At 36.4% G+C, this 17,637-nt stretch carries 18 protein-coding genes and 2 pseudogenes; 15 read left to right on the top strand and 5 right to left on the bottom strand.

Annotated elements, in window-relative coordinates:
* Positions 1-10: 10 nt before the first annotated feature.
* Positions 11-280, bottom strand: coding sequence for a hypothetical protein (locus AC6UDA_RS04140; RefSeq protein WP_500696632.1), 270 nt, complete (start codon positions 278-280; stop codon positions 11-13).
* A 294-nt stretch (positions 281-574) separates the two neighbouring features.
* On the opposite strand from AC6UDA_RS04140, the gene pnuC reads away from it, so the two are divergent.
* The gene (gene pnuC, locus AC6UDA_RS04135) at positions 575-1,339 is read left to right on the top strand and encodes a nicotinamide riboside transporter PnuC (protein ID WP_500693829.1); all 765 of its coding nucleotides are present in this window, start codon (positions 575-577) and stop codon (positions 1,337-1,339) included.
* 44 nt (positions 1,340-1,383) lie between these two features.
* On the opposite strand, the gene AC6UDA_RS04130 is transcribed toward pnuC, so the two are convergent.
* On the bottom strand, positions 1,384-2,166 hold the full coding sequence (locus AC6UDA_RS04130) for a DNA/RNA non-specific endonuclease (RefSeq protein ID WP_500711053.1): 783 nt from the start codon (positions 2,164-2,166) through the stop codon (positions 1,384-1,386).
* Positions 2,163-2,291: pseudogene (locus AC6UDA_RS04125) on the bottom strand (sunset domain-containing protein); the annotation flags it as partial. The pseudogene AC6UDA_RS04125 and the gene AC6UDA_RS04130, both read right to left, overlap by 4 nt.
* A gap of 450 nt (positions 2,292-2,741) precedes the next feature.
* On the opposite strand from AC6UDA_RS04125, the pseudogene AC6UDA_RS04120 reads away from it, so the two are divergent.
* From AC6UDA_RS04120 to AC6UDA_RS04075, 10 genes and pseudogenes are all read left to right on the top strand, one after another.
* Positions 2,742-4,041: pseudogene (locus AC6UDA_RS04120) on the top strand (Y-family DNA polymerase).
* Positions 4,034-4,348 carry an acetyl-CoA carboxylase gene (locus AC6UDA_RS04115; RefSeq protein ID WP_500693825.1) on the top strand — a complete coding sequence of 105 codons (315 nt, stop codon included), beginning with the start codon at positions 4,034-4,036 and terminating at the stop codon, positions 4,346-4,348. Before AC6UDA_RS04120 ends, AC6UDA_RS04115 begins: the two are co-directional and overlap by 8 nt.
* Positions 4,349-4,368: 20 nt before the next feature.
* Positions 4,369-4,731: a hypothetical protein gene (locus AC6UDA_RS04110; RefSeq protein ID WP_500693824.1), complete on the top strand. Its 363-nt coding sequence runs from the start codon at positions 4,369-4,371 to the stop codon at positions 4,729-4,731.
* A 97-nt stretch (positions 4,732-4,828) separates the two neighbouring features.
* Positions 4,829-5,215, top strand: coding sequence for a VOC family protein (locus AC6UDA_RS04105; RefSeq protein WP_500693823.1), 387 nt, complete (start codon positions 4,829-4,831; stop codon positions 5,213-5,215).
* Between the two features lie 152 nt (positions 5,216-5,367).
* Positions 5,368-5,691 (top strand): hypothetical protein, encoded by a 324-nt coding sequence (locus tag AC6UDA_RS04100; RefSeq protein ID WP_500695594.1) that lies wholly within the window; start codon positions 5,368-5,370, stop codon positions 5,689-5,691.
* Between the two features lie 36 nt (positions 5,692-5,727).
* Positions 5,728-6,684 carry a 50S ribosomal protein L11 methyltransferase gene (prmA, locus tag AC6UDA_RS04095; protein ID WP_500711051.1) on the top strand — a complete coding sequence of 319 codons (957 nt, stop codon included), beginning with the start codon at positions 5,728-5,730 and terminating at the stop codon, positions 6,682-6,684.
* Complete coding sequence (locus AC6UDA_RS04090; RefSeq protein WP_500711049.1) at positions 6,685-7,428, top strand: RsmE family RNA methyltransferase; 744 nt, start codon at positions 6,685-6,687, stop codon at positions 7,426-7,428. It begins immediately after the preceding gene.
* A 6-nt stretch (positions 7,429-7,434) separates the two neighbouring features.
* Positions 7,435-9,660 carry a RelA/SpoT family protein gene (locus tag AC6UDA_RS04085; RefSeq protein ID WP_500696638.1) on the top strand — a complete coding sequence of 742 codons (2,226 nt, stop codon included), beginning with the start codon at positions 7,435-7,437 and terminating at the stop codon, positions 9,658-9,660.
* A gap of 6 nt (positions 9,661-9,666) precedes the next feature.
* On the top strand, positions 9,667-10,122 hold the full coding sequence (dtd, locus tag AC6UDA_RS04080; protein ID WP_500696639.1) for a D-aminoacyl-tRNA deacylase: 456 nt from the start codon (positions 9,667-9,669) through the stop codon (positions 10,120-10,122).
* 1 nt (position 10,123) lies between these two features.
* Positions 10,124-10,756 (top strand): HAD hydrolase-like protein, encoded by a 633-nt coding sequence (locus AC6UDA_RS04075; RefSeq protein ID WP_500711047.1) that lies wholly within the window; start codon positions 10,124-10,126, stop codon positions 10,754-10,756.
* Here AC6UDA_RS04075 and AC6UDA_RS04070 read toward each other — a convergent pair.
* Together AC6UDA_RS04070 and AC6UDA_RS04065 are read right to left on the bottom strand one after the other, a co-directional pair.
* Complete coding sequence (locus AC6UDA_RS04070) at positions 10,745-11,593, bottom strand: fructosamine kinase family protein (protein WP_500693816.1); 849 nt, start codon at positions 11,591-11,593, stop codon at positions 10,745-10,747. The genes AC6UDA_RS04075 and AC6UDA_RS04070 overlap by 12 nt on opposite strands.
* A gap of 13 nt (positions 11,594-11,606) precedes the next feature.
* Entirely contained in the window at positions 11,607-12,458 is an 852-nt protein-coding gene (locus tag AC6UDA_RS04065) for an N-acetylmuramoyl-L-alanine amidase family protein (RefSeq protein WP_500701114.1), read from the bottom strand.
* 348 nt (positions 12,459-12,806) lie between these two features.
* Between AC6UDA_RS04065 and aspS the strand changes: the two genes are divergently transcribed.
* The 4 genes from aspS to AC6UDA_RS04045 all read left to right on the top strand — a co-directional run bounded on the left by aspS (position 12,807) and on the right by AC6UDA_RS04045 (position 17,627).
* The gene (gene aspS, locus AC6UDA_RS04060; RefSeq protein WP_500693814.1) at positions 12,807-14,585 is read left to right on the top strand and encodes an aspartate--tRNA ligase; all 1,779 of its coding nucleotides are present in this window, start codon (positions 12,807-12,809) and stop codon (positions 14,583-14,585) included.
* Between the two features lie 101 nt (positions 14,586-14,686).
* A complete protein-coding gene (locus tag AC6UDA_RS04055; RefSeq protein WP_500693813.1) occupies positions 14,687-15,565 on the top strand; it encodes a YitT family protein in 879 nt (292 codons plus the stop codon).
* A 157-nt stretch (positions 15,566-15,722) separates the two neighbouring features.
* Entirely contained in the window at positions 15,723-16,790 is a 1,068-nt protein-coding gene (locus tag AC6UDA_RS04050; protein ID WP_500695603.1) for a CDP-glycerol glycerophosphotransferase family protein, read from the top strand.
* A 27-nt stretch (positions 16,791-16,817) separates the two neighbouring features.
* Positions 16,818-17,627 (top strand): ABC transporter permease, encoded by an 810-nt coding sequence (locus tag AC6UDA_RS04045; RefSeq protein ID WP_500693811.1) that lies wholly within the window; start codon positions 16,818-16,820, stop codon positions 17,625-17,627.
* Positions 17,628-17,637 lie beyond the last annotated feature (10 nt).

The raw sequence follows: 17,637 nt of genomic DNA, 5'->3' as shown, positions 1-17,637 counted from the left end.
GTACTTCTTTTTATTTTGGAATTGCCATGAACACAACCGTATTATTTGATGGGAATGAGTTCTTTTCACCGAATTCATCAAAGGAAATACTTTCACCAGGAGCTCCCAATTCATGTTTAGCGTCTTTTGTAATGGTTAAAAGATGTTCATGATCACGATCAATATCGTCAAGGGTGACGGCGTCTAATTCTACTTTTTCACCAGATGGCATTTTTACGGTAACTTTTCTAAGATCATGAACTCCATCGGCTTTGATTGCAAATGGGACATTTACTAGCATGTTATTTCCTCCTTTATACTTCATTATTCATTATACATATTTTTTGTTTGCATTTACAATATCTTTTATATTTTATAAATGATACATTTACCTTAATTTGTCACACTTTGAATTTTTTTATCAATTTCTCTCTTAGGATCGAATAAAAAATGAAGCTATAAAAATAAAAAAATTTTTTTATGGACCAATGTTGTGCCAATTTATAAAAGTTAGGGTTGTTAGCAAATTTGTTTAGAGATTATAAGTGTGTAATGATGAAAAGTGAATTCAAATTTGTCGAAGGGATGATTATTTATGTCAGAGAAAAACAACATTGCGGCTTATGACATATTAAAGCCTAATTGGTATGTCAATCAGATGAAAGGTTGGAGCTTTAAAAGCTATTTGTTGCTCCTATTTGGTTTGGGAGTCATTGCTGGATCAACTGTCACACAACCACTTTCGTTTATTGCGATTATGACGATGTTAGCGGGGATGCTCGGATTTACTACTACCATTTCAATTACTAATACGAAACCATTAAATGGAATTTTTGGTTTGATTAGTGCTTTGATTTATATCTATGTTGCATTCACTGCTAAGAATTACAATGATATTATTCTCCAAACTACATACATTGTACTTTTGGATATTCCGGTCTTGTTAATTCCTAGTTGGGCTACTAATGTTGATGAACATATTAAGAAATTGACTGTTAAGGGTAACCTTAAAAAAACGTTTATGAATTGGGGGTTGACAGCTCTTTTCTTTGTTGTAGTATTAGGAGCTTTATATGCCTGGGAGCATGGATACAGTGATAGCCCTCGTCCTTTTGTAGATAGTTTTGCGGCCACAATTGGAATTACTGGTGCTTTACTTACGACTTTAAGGTTTCGGGATACTTATTATTTCTGGCTTGCCCAGGGGATTTTCTCGATTATTCTGTGGGGCATTACTGCATATCAGGGTGGTGCTAATTGGACGTTATTCTTAACTTACATTTTGTACTTATGTAATGACTTGTTAAGCTTCTTTGACAAAAACATTGCATGGTTCCATACGAAACCAACCAATCATTAATATTTAAATTGAAAGGACAGTGACTAGATGGTCACTGTCCTTTTTTATGATTTGGTACTGTATCCAGTTTGATAATTAATATTGTATCCTGGCTCGACGTTAAAAATATACACGTTAAAGTGAATTTGATTACTTCCGACTGATTGGGCTCTCATTTGGACACCACGACTAAGTAATTCATTATTTCGATAAATCGGAGTGACCTGATATCTAACGTAGTTATTTGGATTTTCTTTTAGATAAGTAGCAATATCATCCTCGTGGTAAAGCATTAATGGGGAATTTAACGTTCTTGTCCCAGTTATTAAGTTTTTGGGATTATTGTTTTCACCACATAGTTGGTAACCAATCAGATGACTTCGGTTATATAACCAACCACTGTTGGTGTGTTTATTGTGCCATCCAGTGGGATTAAAGGTAAGTGGTTCACGTTTCTTAGTGGGCATTGTTTTAACGTTTAACATACCGTTAGCATCGGTGGCTCGGTTAAGATGATCAAGGTTACTAAATCGTAACCAGGGGCGTTTATTATGCAATTCTTCAGTAGAAAAATTAGGATTATTGTGATCAACTTCTACTTCTTGATTTCCGTCGTAATTTAAATCACTTAATTTTAAATCTGGTGCATGTTTCAATTGGTATTGAAGTTTTTTAAGCTTTGATTTTTTAGTGTCAAGTTGCCCTTGAAGTTGATTAATGCTTTTTTCAAGTTGCTGGGTACTTTCATTATCATCGGGGCTTTTATGTTCGTTTGAATTGGTTTGTTGTGAACATCCAGCAAGTAATAAGGATAATATTATGATTGGAAATAGCAGGAACTTTTTCATCGTTTAGCCCTCCGATATCCAGCTGCTTGTGCGTCTGCCTCCGAATTAAAGTAGATGACGTTTTGGCTGTTCATGTTGTAACCCGTTTGGCCGGGGACATGATAAATGTGTGAATTTTTATTTCCAACGACTCGCTGAGTGTTTGAAGTATTGATGTCATTGCTATTACTTTGATTTTGATGCTTTGGTGTAGGTCTTGTTTTTAAGGCATCGGAGTCGACTGTTTTGATATTTGAAACTGGGTTAATCGATACATATCTATTGTTTAGATCATTTTCTGTATGATTGATCTGTTTTGATAGTTGTTGATTCTGTTCAATGAGTGCTTTTTTCTGGGAAATTAATTCTGATCTACTAGATTTTGAAGCAGACAGAATTACTGCCGGAGTAGTGAACAGTAATAAAGTACAACCAGTTAACATTATTGATTTCTTGATTCGATGCATGGTTACTATGCTCCGTTTCCACTTAATATAATTAGAATATCATAAAAAATAAAAGCAAAAAATTATATTTACAAAGCAAATGAAAGATAGTAGTATTTAATACGAACAGATGTTCGGGTAGGTGATATTTTGAATTATGATGATGAACCTCATGGTGTTTACTTTTTCATTGATAACAAGTCTTTTTATGCAAGTTGTGAGAGTGTTAAACGTGGACTTAATCCACTTCGTTCGATTTTGGTGGTTATGTCGGAACAAGCTAATACAAATGGAGGATTAATACTGGCCGCTTCTCCTATGGCAAAAAAGTTATTTGGGATTAGCAACGTTAGTCGTCAGCGTGATCTTCCTGATGATGAAAGGTTGTTGATTGTTCCTCCACGAATGAACTTATACATTAAAAAGAATCTACAAATTAATGATATTTTTGCTGAATTTACTGATGAACATGACATTTTGCCATACTCAATTGACGAGTCATTATTGGATATGACTCATACTTGGAGATTGTTTGGTAGTAGTTTGAGGGAAGTGGCCCTTAAAATTCAAGAGGGGGGTCAGAAGCCGTTTAGGACTGTATACAACGGTTGGGATTGGTGACAATCCCGTTCAAGCTAAGCTAGCGTTAGACGTTTATGCAAAGCATGATTACGACCTGATTGGTGAGATTCATTACGAAGATGTTCCTGATAAGATTTGGAATATCAATAGATTAACGGATGTTTGGGGAATTGGAAAAAGAACCGAAGTCCATCTAAAGCGACTTCATATTAATAATATGTATGAATTGGCGCATGCTAACCCGTATCTGTTGAAAGAAAAAATGGGAGTCATTGGATTACAGCTATTTGCCACTGCATGGGGAATTGATCGAAGTAACTTGAGACAACCCCTGCATGCTAAAGAAAAAAGTTACAGTAATTCTCAGGTACTTCCACGTGATTACGTTAAGCGGGATGAGATTGAAGTTGTTATTAGAGAAATTGCGAGTCAGGTTGCTTCACGAATTCGTAATCATAGACTGCAAGCCGGATGTGTGACGTTATGGATTGGCTTTTCTTTTTCAATAAAACAGCTTACCGGTAGCAATGGTTTTTCTCAGTCAATGAAAGTTGAACCAACAGATGATGATCATGACCTTGGTCGTTATTTAATTGAATTGTTTGAAAGGAACTGGCACGGTGAAGTTGTGCGAAATATTGGAGTTGACTACAGTCATCTCTCAAATAAGGTTGGCGAACAATTAAACCTATTTAAGGATAATCAAAATATGATTAAACAAAATGTGTTAAATAAAACCGGTGATCAAATTCGAAAACGGTTTGGTAACACGGCTTTATTAAATGCCAATAGTTTGTGTGTCGGTGCTACCGCAATTTCAAGATCTAATTTGGTTGGCGGACACAATGGAGGCAATTCTTATGAGTAATGATGTGATTTTTATTGGGAATCAAGTTTTATCCCATATTAATCATCTATTTTTGCGAATTCCTAAGACCCGCTACTGGATGATGATTGTTAATAACACTTTTGATAAAGAGTACGATTGGTTTTTGAGTTCTAAGAAGAAGTATCAACAGGAGCGATCGCAACCAATCTATGTTATTTCTGATTACGACTTGGAACTTTTAGAAAAGGTAGTTAACTATGTAACTGAATATAACCTGTTAACCATTTATTATCGTAATTTTGATGACATGGTTTGGCCTGATTCACAGAAGAAAATTCAAGATTAACTTAAAGTTAGGAGAACGTTATGAACGAAGAAGCTGTACATGATTTTTTTAAGTTTGATTATCATGATCGTGGGATTAAAAAATGGCAGGGTTATTTTTTATCAGATCATACCAGTAAACTAAATCAAATAAAGAAAGAAAAGGATAATGAGCAAACCAGAAAATTAGATGATCAGATGGATCACTCAAAAATTGATGAAATTCTGCAAAAATCGTTTGTCAGTCGACTGAGAGTGGAACTACAGTATGCTTATTATGACAAAAACGAACTAAAAGTGGAACAAATTATCGGTAGGATGAAAGGGTATTATAAGAACTTAGTAATTGTGGGAGACCAAATTCTTAAATGGAATGAAATTGTGAGTGCTAAATTAATAAAATAAACTAGGATGATGGCTTTATTATTTATCATTAATGTCTTACAATGTAGTTGTTAGAGATTTCACATATGGTGAAAAATATATCATAAGGAGAATTATTATGGCACTTAGTAATTACTTTACCGGCATCCAACATGTTGGTATTCCAGCAAAAGATTTAGATGAAACGATTGATTTTTATAAGAAGTTAGGTTTTGATAAAGCTGGTCAATTCATGTATCAAGGAAATCGTTGTGCTTTTATGAAGTATGGCAATTTAATGATTGAGACATGGGAGGGCGATCCAGTTGCTGATAAAGATGGCGCTATTAACCATATCTCATTAAACACTACTGATGCTGACGCAGCGTTTAAAGAAGCTAAGAAAATGGGCTTAGATGTTCAGGAAGATGAAATTGATACTCGTCCATTCTGGGATAAGGGAATCCGTTTCTTTAACATTTATGGGCCTAACCACGAAAAAATTGAATTCTGTCAAATTGTTTAGTTTATAGTTTGAATGTTTATATTAAGACGTGGCGATACACGTCTTTTTGTTTGCTGGAAGTTAGATGCTTGCCAATTAAATATATCTCCATTATGATATAGACTAAAGGTTTTAAGAACGAGTTTTATTAAAAATATGAGAGGAGGATGAATATGTTAGATCAAACTAAAAGGTTTTTGCGCGATCAAGGATATCATTACAAAAAAACATATATCAGACCGTTAATTACTCCAGATAACGTCTATGTATTTCGCTTCGGTAAAGATAATTTAAATAATCGGCTCATTATTCGTTATGGCCATGGATGGACAGGGCGACAAAGAATTAAGGAAATTGATCTTCGATTGCATAAACAAAAGCATCCTCGGATTTTTAAGACTGAACGAGGATTGCTTAAGTATTTGGCTGGTCATTTGAAACAACACGAGCAGAAGCTTAAAAAAATTGAGGACAATAAAAATAATGCATCCAATTAACGGGTGCTTTTTTTATAAAAAGAATGAGGGGTAACAATGAACTTAGTCGAGATTTCAGTTGAAACCAGTCACGAAGCAGTTGATGCGGTCGCTAATATTTTAATGGACTTTGGAGCAAATGGAGTTCAGATTAATGATAGAAATGATTATGAGGTTTTAAAACGAGAATCTAATTGGGATCAGTATGAATTGGGAGATTCTAAAGCTGATAACGATCTAGTTAACGCTAAAGTAAGTGCTTATTTTCAGGATGATATTGAGGTAGATGCGACCGTAAAAAAGATTCATGAAAAAGTTGCTGATTTAACGCGGTTCGGTTTGAATCCTGGTAAAAATGTGATAAATGTTCATGATGTAAAAGATGAGGATTGGGCGACATCCTGGGAAAAGTATTATCATCCAGAACGGGTGACACGATTTTTAACCGTTGTCCCAAGTTGGGAAGACTATGATGTCAAAAGCTCTGACGAGTTGATGGTAAAATTAGACCCTGGAATGGCATTTGGAACCGGCACCCATTCTACTACTAAACTTGCCATGCAAGCACTTGAGATTGTTATTAGAGGAAACGAAAGAGTGTTTGACGTTGGAACTGGATCTGGAGTGCTATGTATTGCAGCGAGGAAACTTGGTGCTGGCAATATAAATGCTTATGATGTCGATAAGGTGGCCGTTAAATCAGCTGAAAAAAACATTGAATTAAATTCTGGGATGAAGGGAATCAACGTTAGTGTTAATAATTTGTTAAATGGAATCGATGAAAAAGCAGATATTGTGGTAGCTAATATTTTAGCTGAGATTATCATTCCGTTAATCCCGCAAGCAGAACAATGTTTAAATGAAGGTGGCGTGTTCATTACTTCCGGTATTATTGCCGATAAATTAGAGCTAGTGATTGACGCGCTAAAAAAACATCATTTTAAGGTTGATCAAGTTTTAAGTATGGATGATTGGCGATCAGTAATTGCAAAGAAAGATATTGAGGTTAATTAATTGCAACACTACTTTTTAGATAAGCCACTAAAAGTGGGTCAAATTGTTAAACTTCCAAACGATGTGACACATCATTTTGTTGGGGTTATGAGAGCAAAAGCTGGAACCAAGGCTGAGTTTGTTTCTAGTCAAAATATTATTTATATTGGGGAATTAGTTGATGAAACGGCCTCAACAATTAAGATTGTTGATGTAACTAGTCAAAATACTGAACTTCCGGTTAAAGTAACGATTATTTGTGGAATCCCGAAGGCGAGCAAAGCCGACCTCATCACGCAAAAGGCAACCGAAATGGGGGTCAGTGAGATTATTTTTGTGCCTACTGAGTGGTCAATTGCTAAATGGGGGAATAAGGCACCGAAGAAGATTAAGAGACTTCAAAAAATCGCTCAAAGTGCTGCCGAACAATCTCACCGAAATATTATTCCAATGGTGAAGTACACCGATTCAATCACTAAGGTAAAAAAACTTAGTAGTGATCAAAAAGTTGTGGCCTATGAGGAATCGGCTAAACAGGGTGAAAACAGTAAATTGTATGAATGTGTGTCGGAAATGAAGCCTGGCAAAAGCTTGACCGCTTTTTTTGGACCTGAAGGTGGAATTTCACTTAAAGAAATCGAACAATTAAAGCAAGATGGTTTTGTTCCCGTCGGATTGGGGCCGAGGATTTTGCGAACTGAATCAGCGCCTTTATATTTTTTATCAGCCGTTTCAACTATATTAGAATTAAAACAAGGTGAGTAGGATATAATGTCGAAAATTAAAGAATGGACACCACAAGAAATCTTTCGTGATGCTTCTGAGTATCTTGATGATAGTGATGTTCAAATGATAAAAAAAGCATATAAATTTGCCAAAATTGCTCATGAGGGGCAAGAACGTGCTTCTGGGCAGCCTTATATTAATCATCCTGTTGAGGTGGCAGGCATTTTAACTGATCTTCATATGGATGCAGAAACGATCACGGCTGGTTTTCTTCATGATGTGGTTGAAGACACCGGTGCAACGATTGAAGATGTTACTGAACTTTTTGGTAAACACGTTTCATTAATCGTTGATGGGGTTTCAAAGCTTAGTAAGATTAAGTATAAATCGAGTAAAGAACAACTTGCTGAAAATCACCGGAAACTATTACTAGCAATGTGCAAAGACATTCGAGTAATGATTGTTAAATTAGCGGATCGATTGCATAACATGGAAACGTTAGATGCTCTTCGCCCAGACAAACAAAAGCGAATTGCTCAAGAAACTTTAGATATCTATGCCCCTTTAGCCGATCGGCTCGGAATTGGAACGATTAAGTGGGAATTAGAAGATCTTTCTTTGCGTTACTTAAAGCCTGATGATTACTATCAAATTGTTGATTTGATGAATTCCAAGCGGAATGAGCGAGTGGCCTATGTTGATAACGCTGTAAAAAAGGTGCAACAAGCGATAAAAGGACTGGGAATCAAAGGAGAGGTATATGGAAGACCTAAACATATCTACTCCATTTATCGGAAGATGCATGACAAACATAAAGACTTTAAAGAAATCTATGATCTACTGGCTGTTCGGGTGATTGTGAAATCAGTAAAGGATTGTTATGCAGTTTTAGGTGCGATCCACACTGAATGGAAACCGTTCCCAGATCGGTTTAAGGATTACATTGCAATGCCCAAGCCTAATATGTATCAATCGTTGCATACTACAGTTGTTGGTCCTGAAGGCAAACCACTTGAAATTCAAATTCGAACTGAGGAAATGCATCGAATTGCTGAATATGGTGTTGCTGCTCACTGGGCTTACAAAGAAGGGCAAAAGGACGAAGTTAAAAGTAATAAAAACAATGTTCAACTCAATCTTTTTAAAAAGATTATTGAAATTCAAGAAGAGTCAGAGGACGCCTCTGATTTCATGGATAGTGTGCAGGGTGATTTATTTAGCGATCGAGTCTATGCTTTTACCCCCTCTGGTGATGTTATTGAATTACCTAAAGGGTCAATTCCGATTGATATGGCGTACTCAATTCATACTGATGTTGGTAATTCAACGACAGGGGCACGAGTTAATGGCAAATTAGTTCCATTAGATTATGAAATTAAGAATGGTGATATTGTTGATATTATCACTTCCAGTAGTTCCGACGGCCCTGGCAAGAACTGGATGGACATGGTTAAAACGCGTCGTGCTAAGCATAAGATTAAGCAATTTTTCAAACGGAGTAGTCATGATGATGACATTAATTCTGGAAAAGAAATACTTGAAAAAGAAATTGTCGATTCTGGATTTGATCCAACTACCATTCTAACTGATGACAATTTATCCCGTGTTATCAATGAAATGCATTATACAAGTATTGATAATTTATATGCTGCCATTGGATTTGGTGACATTCAACCTAACGGAGTTGTTAATCGTTTACTGGAACCCGAAAAAGATGAAATTGAGAAAAAAAGACAAAAAGATGCCGAGCGTGATGTATTAGAGGGTCATAAAACCATTTCACATGAGAGTGATGACGCAGAACAAGGAAAGAAACCTGAAGATAACATCAAGATTGAAGGCGTTGACAATCTATTAGTTCATATCAGTCGTTGTTGTGATCCGGTTCCAGGAGACGAAATTGAGGGATACATCACCATGGGAAATGGTATTTCAGTTCATAGAAGTAATTGTCCCAACTTAATTCAAGCAAAGAATGGTAATAATCGAATTATTAATCTTAGTTGGCGTAAAATTGATAATAACGTTATTACTTATAGTAGTGATTTAGAGATTCAGGGATACAACCGAAGTGGTCTTTTAAACGATATCTTAAAACGAGTTAATTCTGCTACTAAGAATTTGAATTCAGTTGAAGGAAAGGTCATTCACGAGGACCTTGTTTCTATCCGGGTCTCTGTGGGCGTAAGAAATATTCAACAACTAAATCGCATTATTGATAGTGTGAGTGCTGTTCCTGATGTTTATGAAGTTAAACGAACGGAAGGATGAAGAAGATTGAAATTAGTAATTCAACGAGTTAATCATGCAAGTGTGAGTATTGATGGTAAAATAAACGGGAAAATCGGCAACGGATATATGATCTTAGTTGGGGTTACAGATTCCGATGGACAAGATGAAATTGATCATCTTGTTCATAAGGTTGCTCATCTAAGGATTTTTGAAGATGAGAATGGCAAAATGAATTTAAACATCCAGCAAGTTAACGGCTCAATTCTTTCTGTTTCGCAATTTACATTGCTTGCTGACACCAAAAAGGGAAATCGTCCAGCTTTCACTGGAGCTGGTAATCCTGAGCACGCTAAACTCATTTACGAAAAGTTTAATGACGCACTCAGAGAGATCGGATTGAAAGTTGAAACTGGCGTGTTTGGTGCCGATATGAACGTTGATTTAGAGAACCATGGTCCTGCCACATTTATTTTGAATTATCAGAAAAAAGGAAAGATTTAACATGACAAATGCAGTTTGGGATTTTGATGGGACACTTTTTAATACTTACCCGTACATGGTGACTTCGTTTTGTAAGGCGTTAGCTGAGAATGGAGTGAGTGATGTTGACTTTGATCCTGAGTCAATCTACGAAGATATGCGAGTTCATTCATTGGGCTCGTCTGAGACCAAATATTGCGCTGAATTTAATCTTAATCGAGATCAATTTCTAAAAGACTATAAAAAGTTTGAAGTTGATGAAGTTATGTTAGCAAAGCCATTTAAAGGGGTTCAATCTGTTTTGTTAAAAGTTTTAAAAACGGATGGAAAGAACGGACTTTTAACTCATAGAGATGACCAAGCATTAACTCTACTTGATCATTTTGACTTAAAAAGACTGTTTACTGGTTTTGTTACCAGCAAACAGTCTTTTAAAAGGAAACCTGATCCGGGGTCTTTGAATTATTTAATTGAAAAGATGAATTTAGATCGCTCTGATACTTTTATGATGGGTGATCGACGTTTAGATGTTGATGCTGGTCATAATGCTGGAATTAAAACCATCCTTTTCGATCCTGACTACGTAATTGTTGAACCAGGAGACCCAGATTACGTAGTTCATGATTTTAACGATATGTTAAGTTTAATTAAATGAACTTAGCACGCCGTCTAATAAGGGCCCAAATGTTTCCCCAAATAATACAACGTGCATTAGTGAGTAATAGAAGCGGTACCAACCGACCCGGTTTTCAAAACCCGGTTCAATTGGATAGGTGTCATTGTAACCGCGGTAGAAATCGCGGTTAAATCCACCAAAGACGGTTGTTACACCAAGGTCATACTCACGGTCGCCAAAGTAGACGTCTGGATCAATCAACATGGGCTCATGATTAGCTGTAAAAATAGCATTCCCAGACCAGAGGTCTCCATGAAGCAAGCTTGGGGTACTGGGATGTTTTGTGTAGTAGTCAATAATTTGTTGTCTCATAACTTGATAATGTTGGTCTCTGGAATCATTCCAGCGGCCTTTTTCTTTTGCTATTTTTACCAACGGATCAATGCGTTGTTCGACGTAGAATTTTTGCCAAGTGTCTTGCCAGGTGTTATTTTTTGGTATTTTTCCAGCATCAAAGTTTTGGTCTAATCCAAACTGATCGTTATGAATTTTATGAACGTTTGCGACCATTTTGCCAAGATCGTATTGGTTTCCAGAACCAACGTCAATCCAATCCAGGATTAAAAAGCCGTCACCATCAATTTCACCAGATGCTACTACCGTTGGGACGTTGGCCGCTTTCGATAACAAGTGAATTCCTTCAACTTCATGATCGAAGAATACTTTTCCACGATTAGGCTGGACCTTCATAAAATAAGTTTTATCTGGAGTTTTAACTTGATATGAGTCATTGATGTCTCCGCCTGAAACCGGAGTTAACGATTCAACGTTCTTTAATGGTAATTGAGTAATCCAATCTTGATTTAATTTTTTCATAGTAAACTCCCTTCTAATAAGTCTTGTTTACATAATTATTGATTCCATTGGTTACATCATTTGCAACGAGATTTTGGTAACTAGCATTTTTAATCTTACTAAAGTCATGGTCATTATTAATGTATCCCATTTCGAGTAAAACCGATGGGATTGAGACATCCCTAATCACTAAATAGTTACCAACTTGGACACCACGATTATTAAGGGGAACATCATCCATATTGGAATTGATGTCAGATGCCAGTTGTTTTGATTTTCCTGAATGATAGTAGTAGCTGGTAAATCCACTTGCGGTATTATCGGTACTGGATGAATCAAAATGGAAACTCACGAAGAAATTGGCATGATTATCAGTTGAAAAATCGGGTCGTTTGTATAGACTAACCGTCTTATCTGAATCCCTTGTCATGATAACATGCGCACCACGATTACGCAGCTTATTTGCGACTTGTTGGGCTAGTTTAAGGGTGTAGTTTTTTTCTTTTTGCCCGCTGGTTGATAGTGCACCCGAGTCACTTCCTCCATGACCAGGGTCTAAGACGATGGTTGTTTCTGATAGTTTAGTGGCTTTATTAAGCTTACGATTATTGACTAACCAAGTAGGTACCCAACCAATCTTTTGGTTTTGATATACAACTCTGTACCAGTTGTCTTTTTCACTTAGAATTTGAAGTCTAGTTCCTCGGTTAATGGTTTTGACCGTACGATATTCAATCCCTGGACCGGATTTTATGTCCAGGTTATTAAAGCCAATACTGACATTATTTTTTATTAACATAACTAAAAGGATAATCAAGGTTACGCCCACAATTATCAGAGTAGTGTAAAAACCACGTTTATTTTTTATGTATAAATTTATATTCATCTTTTCGACCTCATTAATGATACGATTACTCATAATAGTATAACTTTTTGACTTTTTGTTTAAGCATATAATAAAAATATTCACTAGAATCTTGACAATTTATGTGGGTTTTATTAGTCTTAAAGTGATTTAAAATGCTGTTGACGATGAATAGTAACCGTTTAGTGGTCTGAAGAGAACGTCCAAATGCTGAGAGGGCGTGTCCTATAAATGGTAAAGACGCATCGAGGTAAAATGAATAAACAAAAGAAACTAAAAAAGGTGGTACCGTGCTAATTGCGCCCTTGTGATTACATGGTGCGCTTTTTTTATGCTTTTGACTCAACTAAATGAGAGGAAGATTAGTACATGAAGCGAACAACGTATGCTGGAAACGTTAACGAGGATTATTTAGATCAAGAAGTAGTCTTAGATGGATGGGTTGCTAAAAAGCGTAACTTGGGAAGTCTTATTTTTATTGACTTACGTGATCGTGCTGGGATCGTTCAGTTGGTTTTTAATGAAAAAAATGGCAAAGAAGCCTTTAAAGTAGCCGAATCAGTTAAAAATGAGTATGTTATCCAGATTAAGGGAAGAGTGGTTGCTAGAGCAGAAAAAGAAATTAATCCGGATATCCATACCGGAAAAGTTGAAGTTGATGTTTCTGACGCTAAGGTTTTAAGCACCTCCAAGCAAACCCCATTTGAAATCAAAAATGATATCAATGCGTCTGATGACTTAAGATTAAAGTATCGTTATCTTGATCTTAGACGTCCAGTGATGCAAAAGGGATTATTGATCCGGAATCGGATCTTACAGTCTACTCACAAGTATTTTGACGAAAATGGATTTATCGATATTGAAACCCCAGATCTAACGGTTTCAACTCCAGAGGGAGCAAGAGACTACCTAGTCCCATCAAGAGTATATCCGGGATCATTTTATGCATTACCTCAATCTCCGCAGCAGTTTAAACAATTACTAATGGGAGCTGGATTTGATCGCTATTATCAAATTGCACGGTGCTTCAGAGATGAAGACTTACGGGGTGATCGTCAACCAGAATTTACCCAGATTGATATGGAGACTTCATTTCTTTCTGCTGAAGAAATTCAGGAAATCACAGAAGGATTAATTAAAAAAGTCATGAAAGATACGGTTGACGTTGATGTTAATTTGCCCTTTGAGAGGATTACTTGGCAGGAATCAATGGACCGATTTGGTACAGATCAACCGGATACTCGCTTTGGGATGGAATTAAAGGATCTTTCGGACGTAGTTACTGAGTCCGACTTTAAGGTATTTGATTCAGCAATTAAAGATGGTGGTCAGGTTAAAGCCATTGCTGTTCCTGGTGGTGCAGCAAACTTCTCAAGAAAAGATATTGATAAGTACGGTGAATACGTAAAGCGTTTTGGCGCTAAGGGACTTGCATGGATGAAAGTCACTGATGATGGATTCTCTGGCCCAATCGCTAAATTCTTCAAAGATCCAGAAATGGTAAGTAAAATTAAAAAAGCCACTGGGGCAAAAGACGGTGACTTGTTATTATTTGCTGCTGATCGGAGTAAGGTAGTGGCTGATACTTTAGGATATCTCCGGGTTGCCATTGCCAATGAGTTAAATATGATTCCAGAAGACAAGTATAATTTCCTTTGGATTGTTGATTGGCCACTATTTGAATATGATGAGGGTGCTGGGCGTTGGGTTGCTGCTCACCATCCATTTACGATGCCAAATGTAGGTGACGAACATTACCTAAATGATGGAGAAGATCCCCACAAAGCGCATGCTCAAAGTTATGATATTATTCTGAATGGACTGGAGCTTGGTGGAGGATCAATTCGTATTCATACCCGTGATCTTCAAGAAAAGATGTTTAAAGCCCTCGGATTTACTAAGGAAAGTGCGGAGAATCAATTTGGGTATTTCCTTAGAGCATTGGATTATGGTTTTCCACCACATGGTGGTTTGGCAATTGGATTAGATCGTTTTGCTAGGTTATTAGCACATCGTGGTAATATTCGAGATGTAATTGCCTTCCCTAAGAATTCAAAGGCAGTTGAACCATTGACTGGTGCTCCTACACCTGTTTCTGACAAACAGTTAGATGAATTAGGCATTTCAGTTGATAAAAGGGATAATTAAATATTAGCTAAAAGTTGTGGTAACCCCACAACTTTTTATTTTTTTTAAATTTTGGAATGGTATACTAGTTATGAATTTCTAAATGATCAGGGGTTACTTAAATGGACGACGTACAGAAAATTTTAAAGCGACATCAGTACATATCTAAGTTCTCGACCGCCTTCGTGTACGGAATCATGGTTTCAATTGCGATGAATTTCTTTTGGACTCCCGGACACATTTATTCTTCAGGAGTTACCGGTTTTGCACAGCTATTGGATACTCTTACAGAACGGTATTTTCCATTTACAATTTCAGCTGCTTTGGGACTTTTCTTACTGAACATTCCAATGTTTATTTTGTCTTGGAAACAAATTGGTCATCAGTTTACCATGTTTACGTTCGTTTCCGTTGTGGTTGCCAGTGTTATGATCAAAATATTACGGCCACTGACTCTGACAACGGATCCATTGATTTGTGCTATCTTTGGTGGTGCCATTAACGGATTTGGAGTGGGTCTGTCGCTTAAAAATGGGATTTCTACTGGTGGGTTAGATATCTTAGGAATTGTTATCCAACGTAAAACCGGTAAATCAATTGGGACAATTAATCTGATATTCAATACTTTTATCATCTTATCAGCGGGATTCTTTTATGGTTGGCCCTATGCCTTTTATTCAGCAATTGGAGTCCTAGTTAACGCGAAAGCGATGGATCTGGCATATACAAGGCAACAAATCGTGCAAGTAATGGTAGTTACTGATCGTCCTAAGACGGTGGTTGATAGTATTCAAAATCACCTTAGGAGAGGTATTACGATTATTCATAATGCTGAGGGAGCCTATAACCATAAAAAAAAGTCGGTTTTGTTCACCTCAATTTCACGATATGAAATGACCGAATTTGAAGCGGCTTTAAATGAATCTGATCCAGATTCATTTGGAGTGGTTGTGGATGTTGATAAGGTACTAGGGAATTTCTATGAAAAGAAGCGAAAATAGCTTATTAAGTTAGAGTGTCCCGGTTTTTTCTTTATGATATAATGTCTCATTGTAATTATTGAAAATGGTGGTTTAAGTGAAAGTCATGTATACATGGTTAATTAAAATAGTTTCTGCAATTTTTTATTTTCGACCAAAGAAAAATATATATTATGTTATGAGTTTCGATAATAACCTTAGGTTGATTAAACAGATTGCCACTAACACGCCCATTGGACAAGAATTAGTCGTATTATACGAACCCGAAATTGAAGCTGCAGCAACTGATTTGAGTGCATTTGGAATCAAGACGATTCCCTTTAATGAAAACGCTAAATTTGCGTTATTTACCGTTCCTCAATTAATGTCAGCTCGAGTTTTGTTCTGTGATAATTACTTCCCATTTTTGGCTGGTTTAGTACGACCAAAGAGTAAGATGAGAATTGTTCAATTGTGGCATGCTGATGGTGCCATTAAATGTTTTGGATGGGAAGATCCCACGACCAAGAAAAGATCGTTTTTCGATAGACTTAGATTTCAAAGTGTGTACAATCATTTTGATGACTTTGTGGTAGCTTCAAAAGCGATGGGAAAGATCTTTGAACGCAGTTATCATGAAGTTCCTAGTAAAATGAAATATTTAGGCTATCCACGTTCGGATCGATTGTTTAAGGAACGCTGGAGAAGAGTTGCCAGACATCGTGTTTATCAGGTTGCTCCAGAATTAAAGGGTAAAAGGGTCATTTTGTATGCTCCAACATATCGGGATGGCTTAGAGTTTGAACCTCCAAAAAGTATTGGCGAAGCATTGACCGCCGATCCAAATGCGATTACAGTGGTTAAACTTCATCCCTTACTCAGGGATCAGGAAGCACGTATTAGAAAGTTTTCAAACGGAAATATTCGTTTTTATAATCAACTTTCAACGTCTGATTTACTTTCAGTTTGTGACACACTCGTAACGGACTATTCTTCAGTTGCCTTTGATTTTAGTTTATTGCCACAAGCACGATCAATGATTTTCTTTATGTTTGATTTAGAACAATACGAAAAAGACCCAGGAATTCAAAAGGATTTCTTACAGTGGTTACCATCTAAACCAATCACTAAGGTTGATCAGTTGAATAAAGCCATTGTGGATAATCAAAAAATTGATTTTACTAATTTTAATAAACACTGGAACACTTATAATGATGGGTATGCAACCGAACGGGTTATTAAAAAGTATGTTTTACAAAATAATTAGATAAACAGAAAAGGGAGAGTGCTGAGCTTGAAGGAAGTTTGGGCCTTACTTAAGGAACAATTTGAAAATTTGGGCATTATTTTTCGAATTTCAAAGTATGAAGATAAGGCTACGTATCAAAGTCATTATTTGGGCTTAGTCTGGGAGTATCTTTATCCGCTGATTCAAATTGCAATTTACTGGTTAGTCTTTGGTGTTGGGTTAAAGGGTAGTACTGGACACAACGGCAGTTATCTCCCATGGATGGTCATTGGGATTACTCCTTGGTTTTTTATGAACCGAGTTACACTAGACGCTTCTAAGAGTATTTACCAACGAGCTGGGTTAGTTTCAAAAATGAAGTTTCCAATTAGCATTTTACCTTCGATTAAGTTAGTCAGTAACTTGAGTTCTTTTTGGACAATGTTGGCGTTTTCAATTGTAATTGGTTATCTTTATGGAGTTCGACCGAGTTTGTTCTGGTTCCAGTGGATTTATTACTTTATTGCCATGATTGCTTGGTTAATTGCTTTTGGCATTTTTAATTCGACCATTACCGTCTTGGTACGAGATTATCATGTCATGTTGCAATCGTTTATGAGAATGCTGTTCTACATCTCAGGAGTTCTATTTAACTTTGAATCGTCTGCATCATTTCCGCCATTTTTAATCAGAATTTTGGAGTTGAATCCGTTTTTTTACATTGTTCAAGGATTCAGGGATTCAATGTTATCGAGTAGCTGGTTTTGGGAGAAGCCATTGTTAACCGTGATTTTTTGGTTGATGACGTTATTTTTCTTTTTAATTGGATCTCATCTTCACTTTAAATTTAGATCGCATTTTGTTGATTTAGTATAGGTAAAAATAA

Source organism: Fructilactobacillus sp. X8R4C1, from assembly GCF_059900905.1.
Note: the sequence above shows the minus strand (reverse complement) of the source record. Positions and strands in the feature narration are given on the sequence as shown.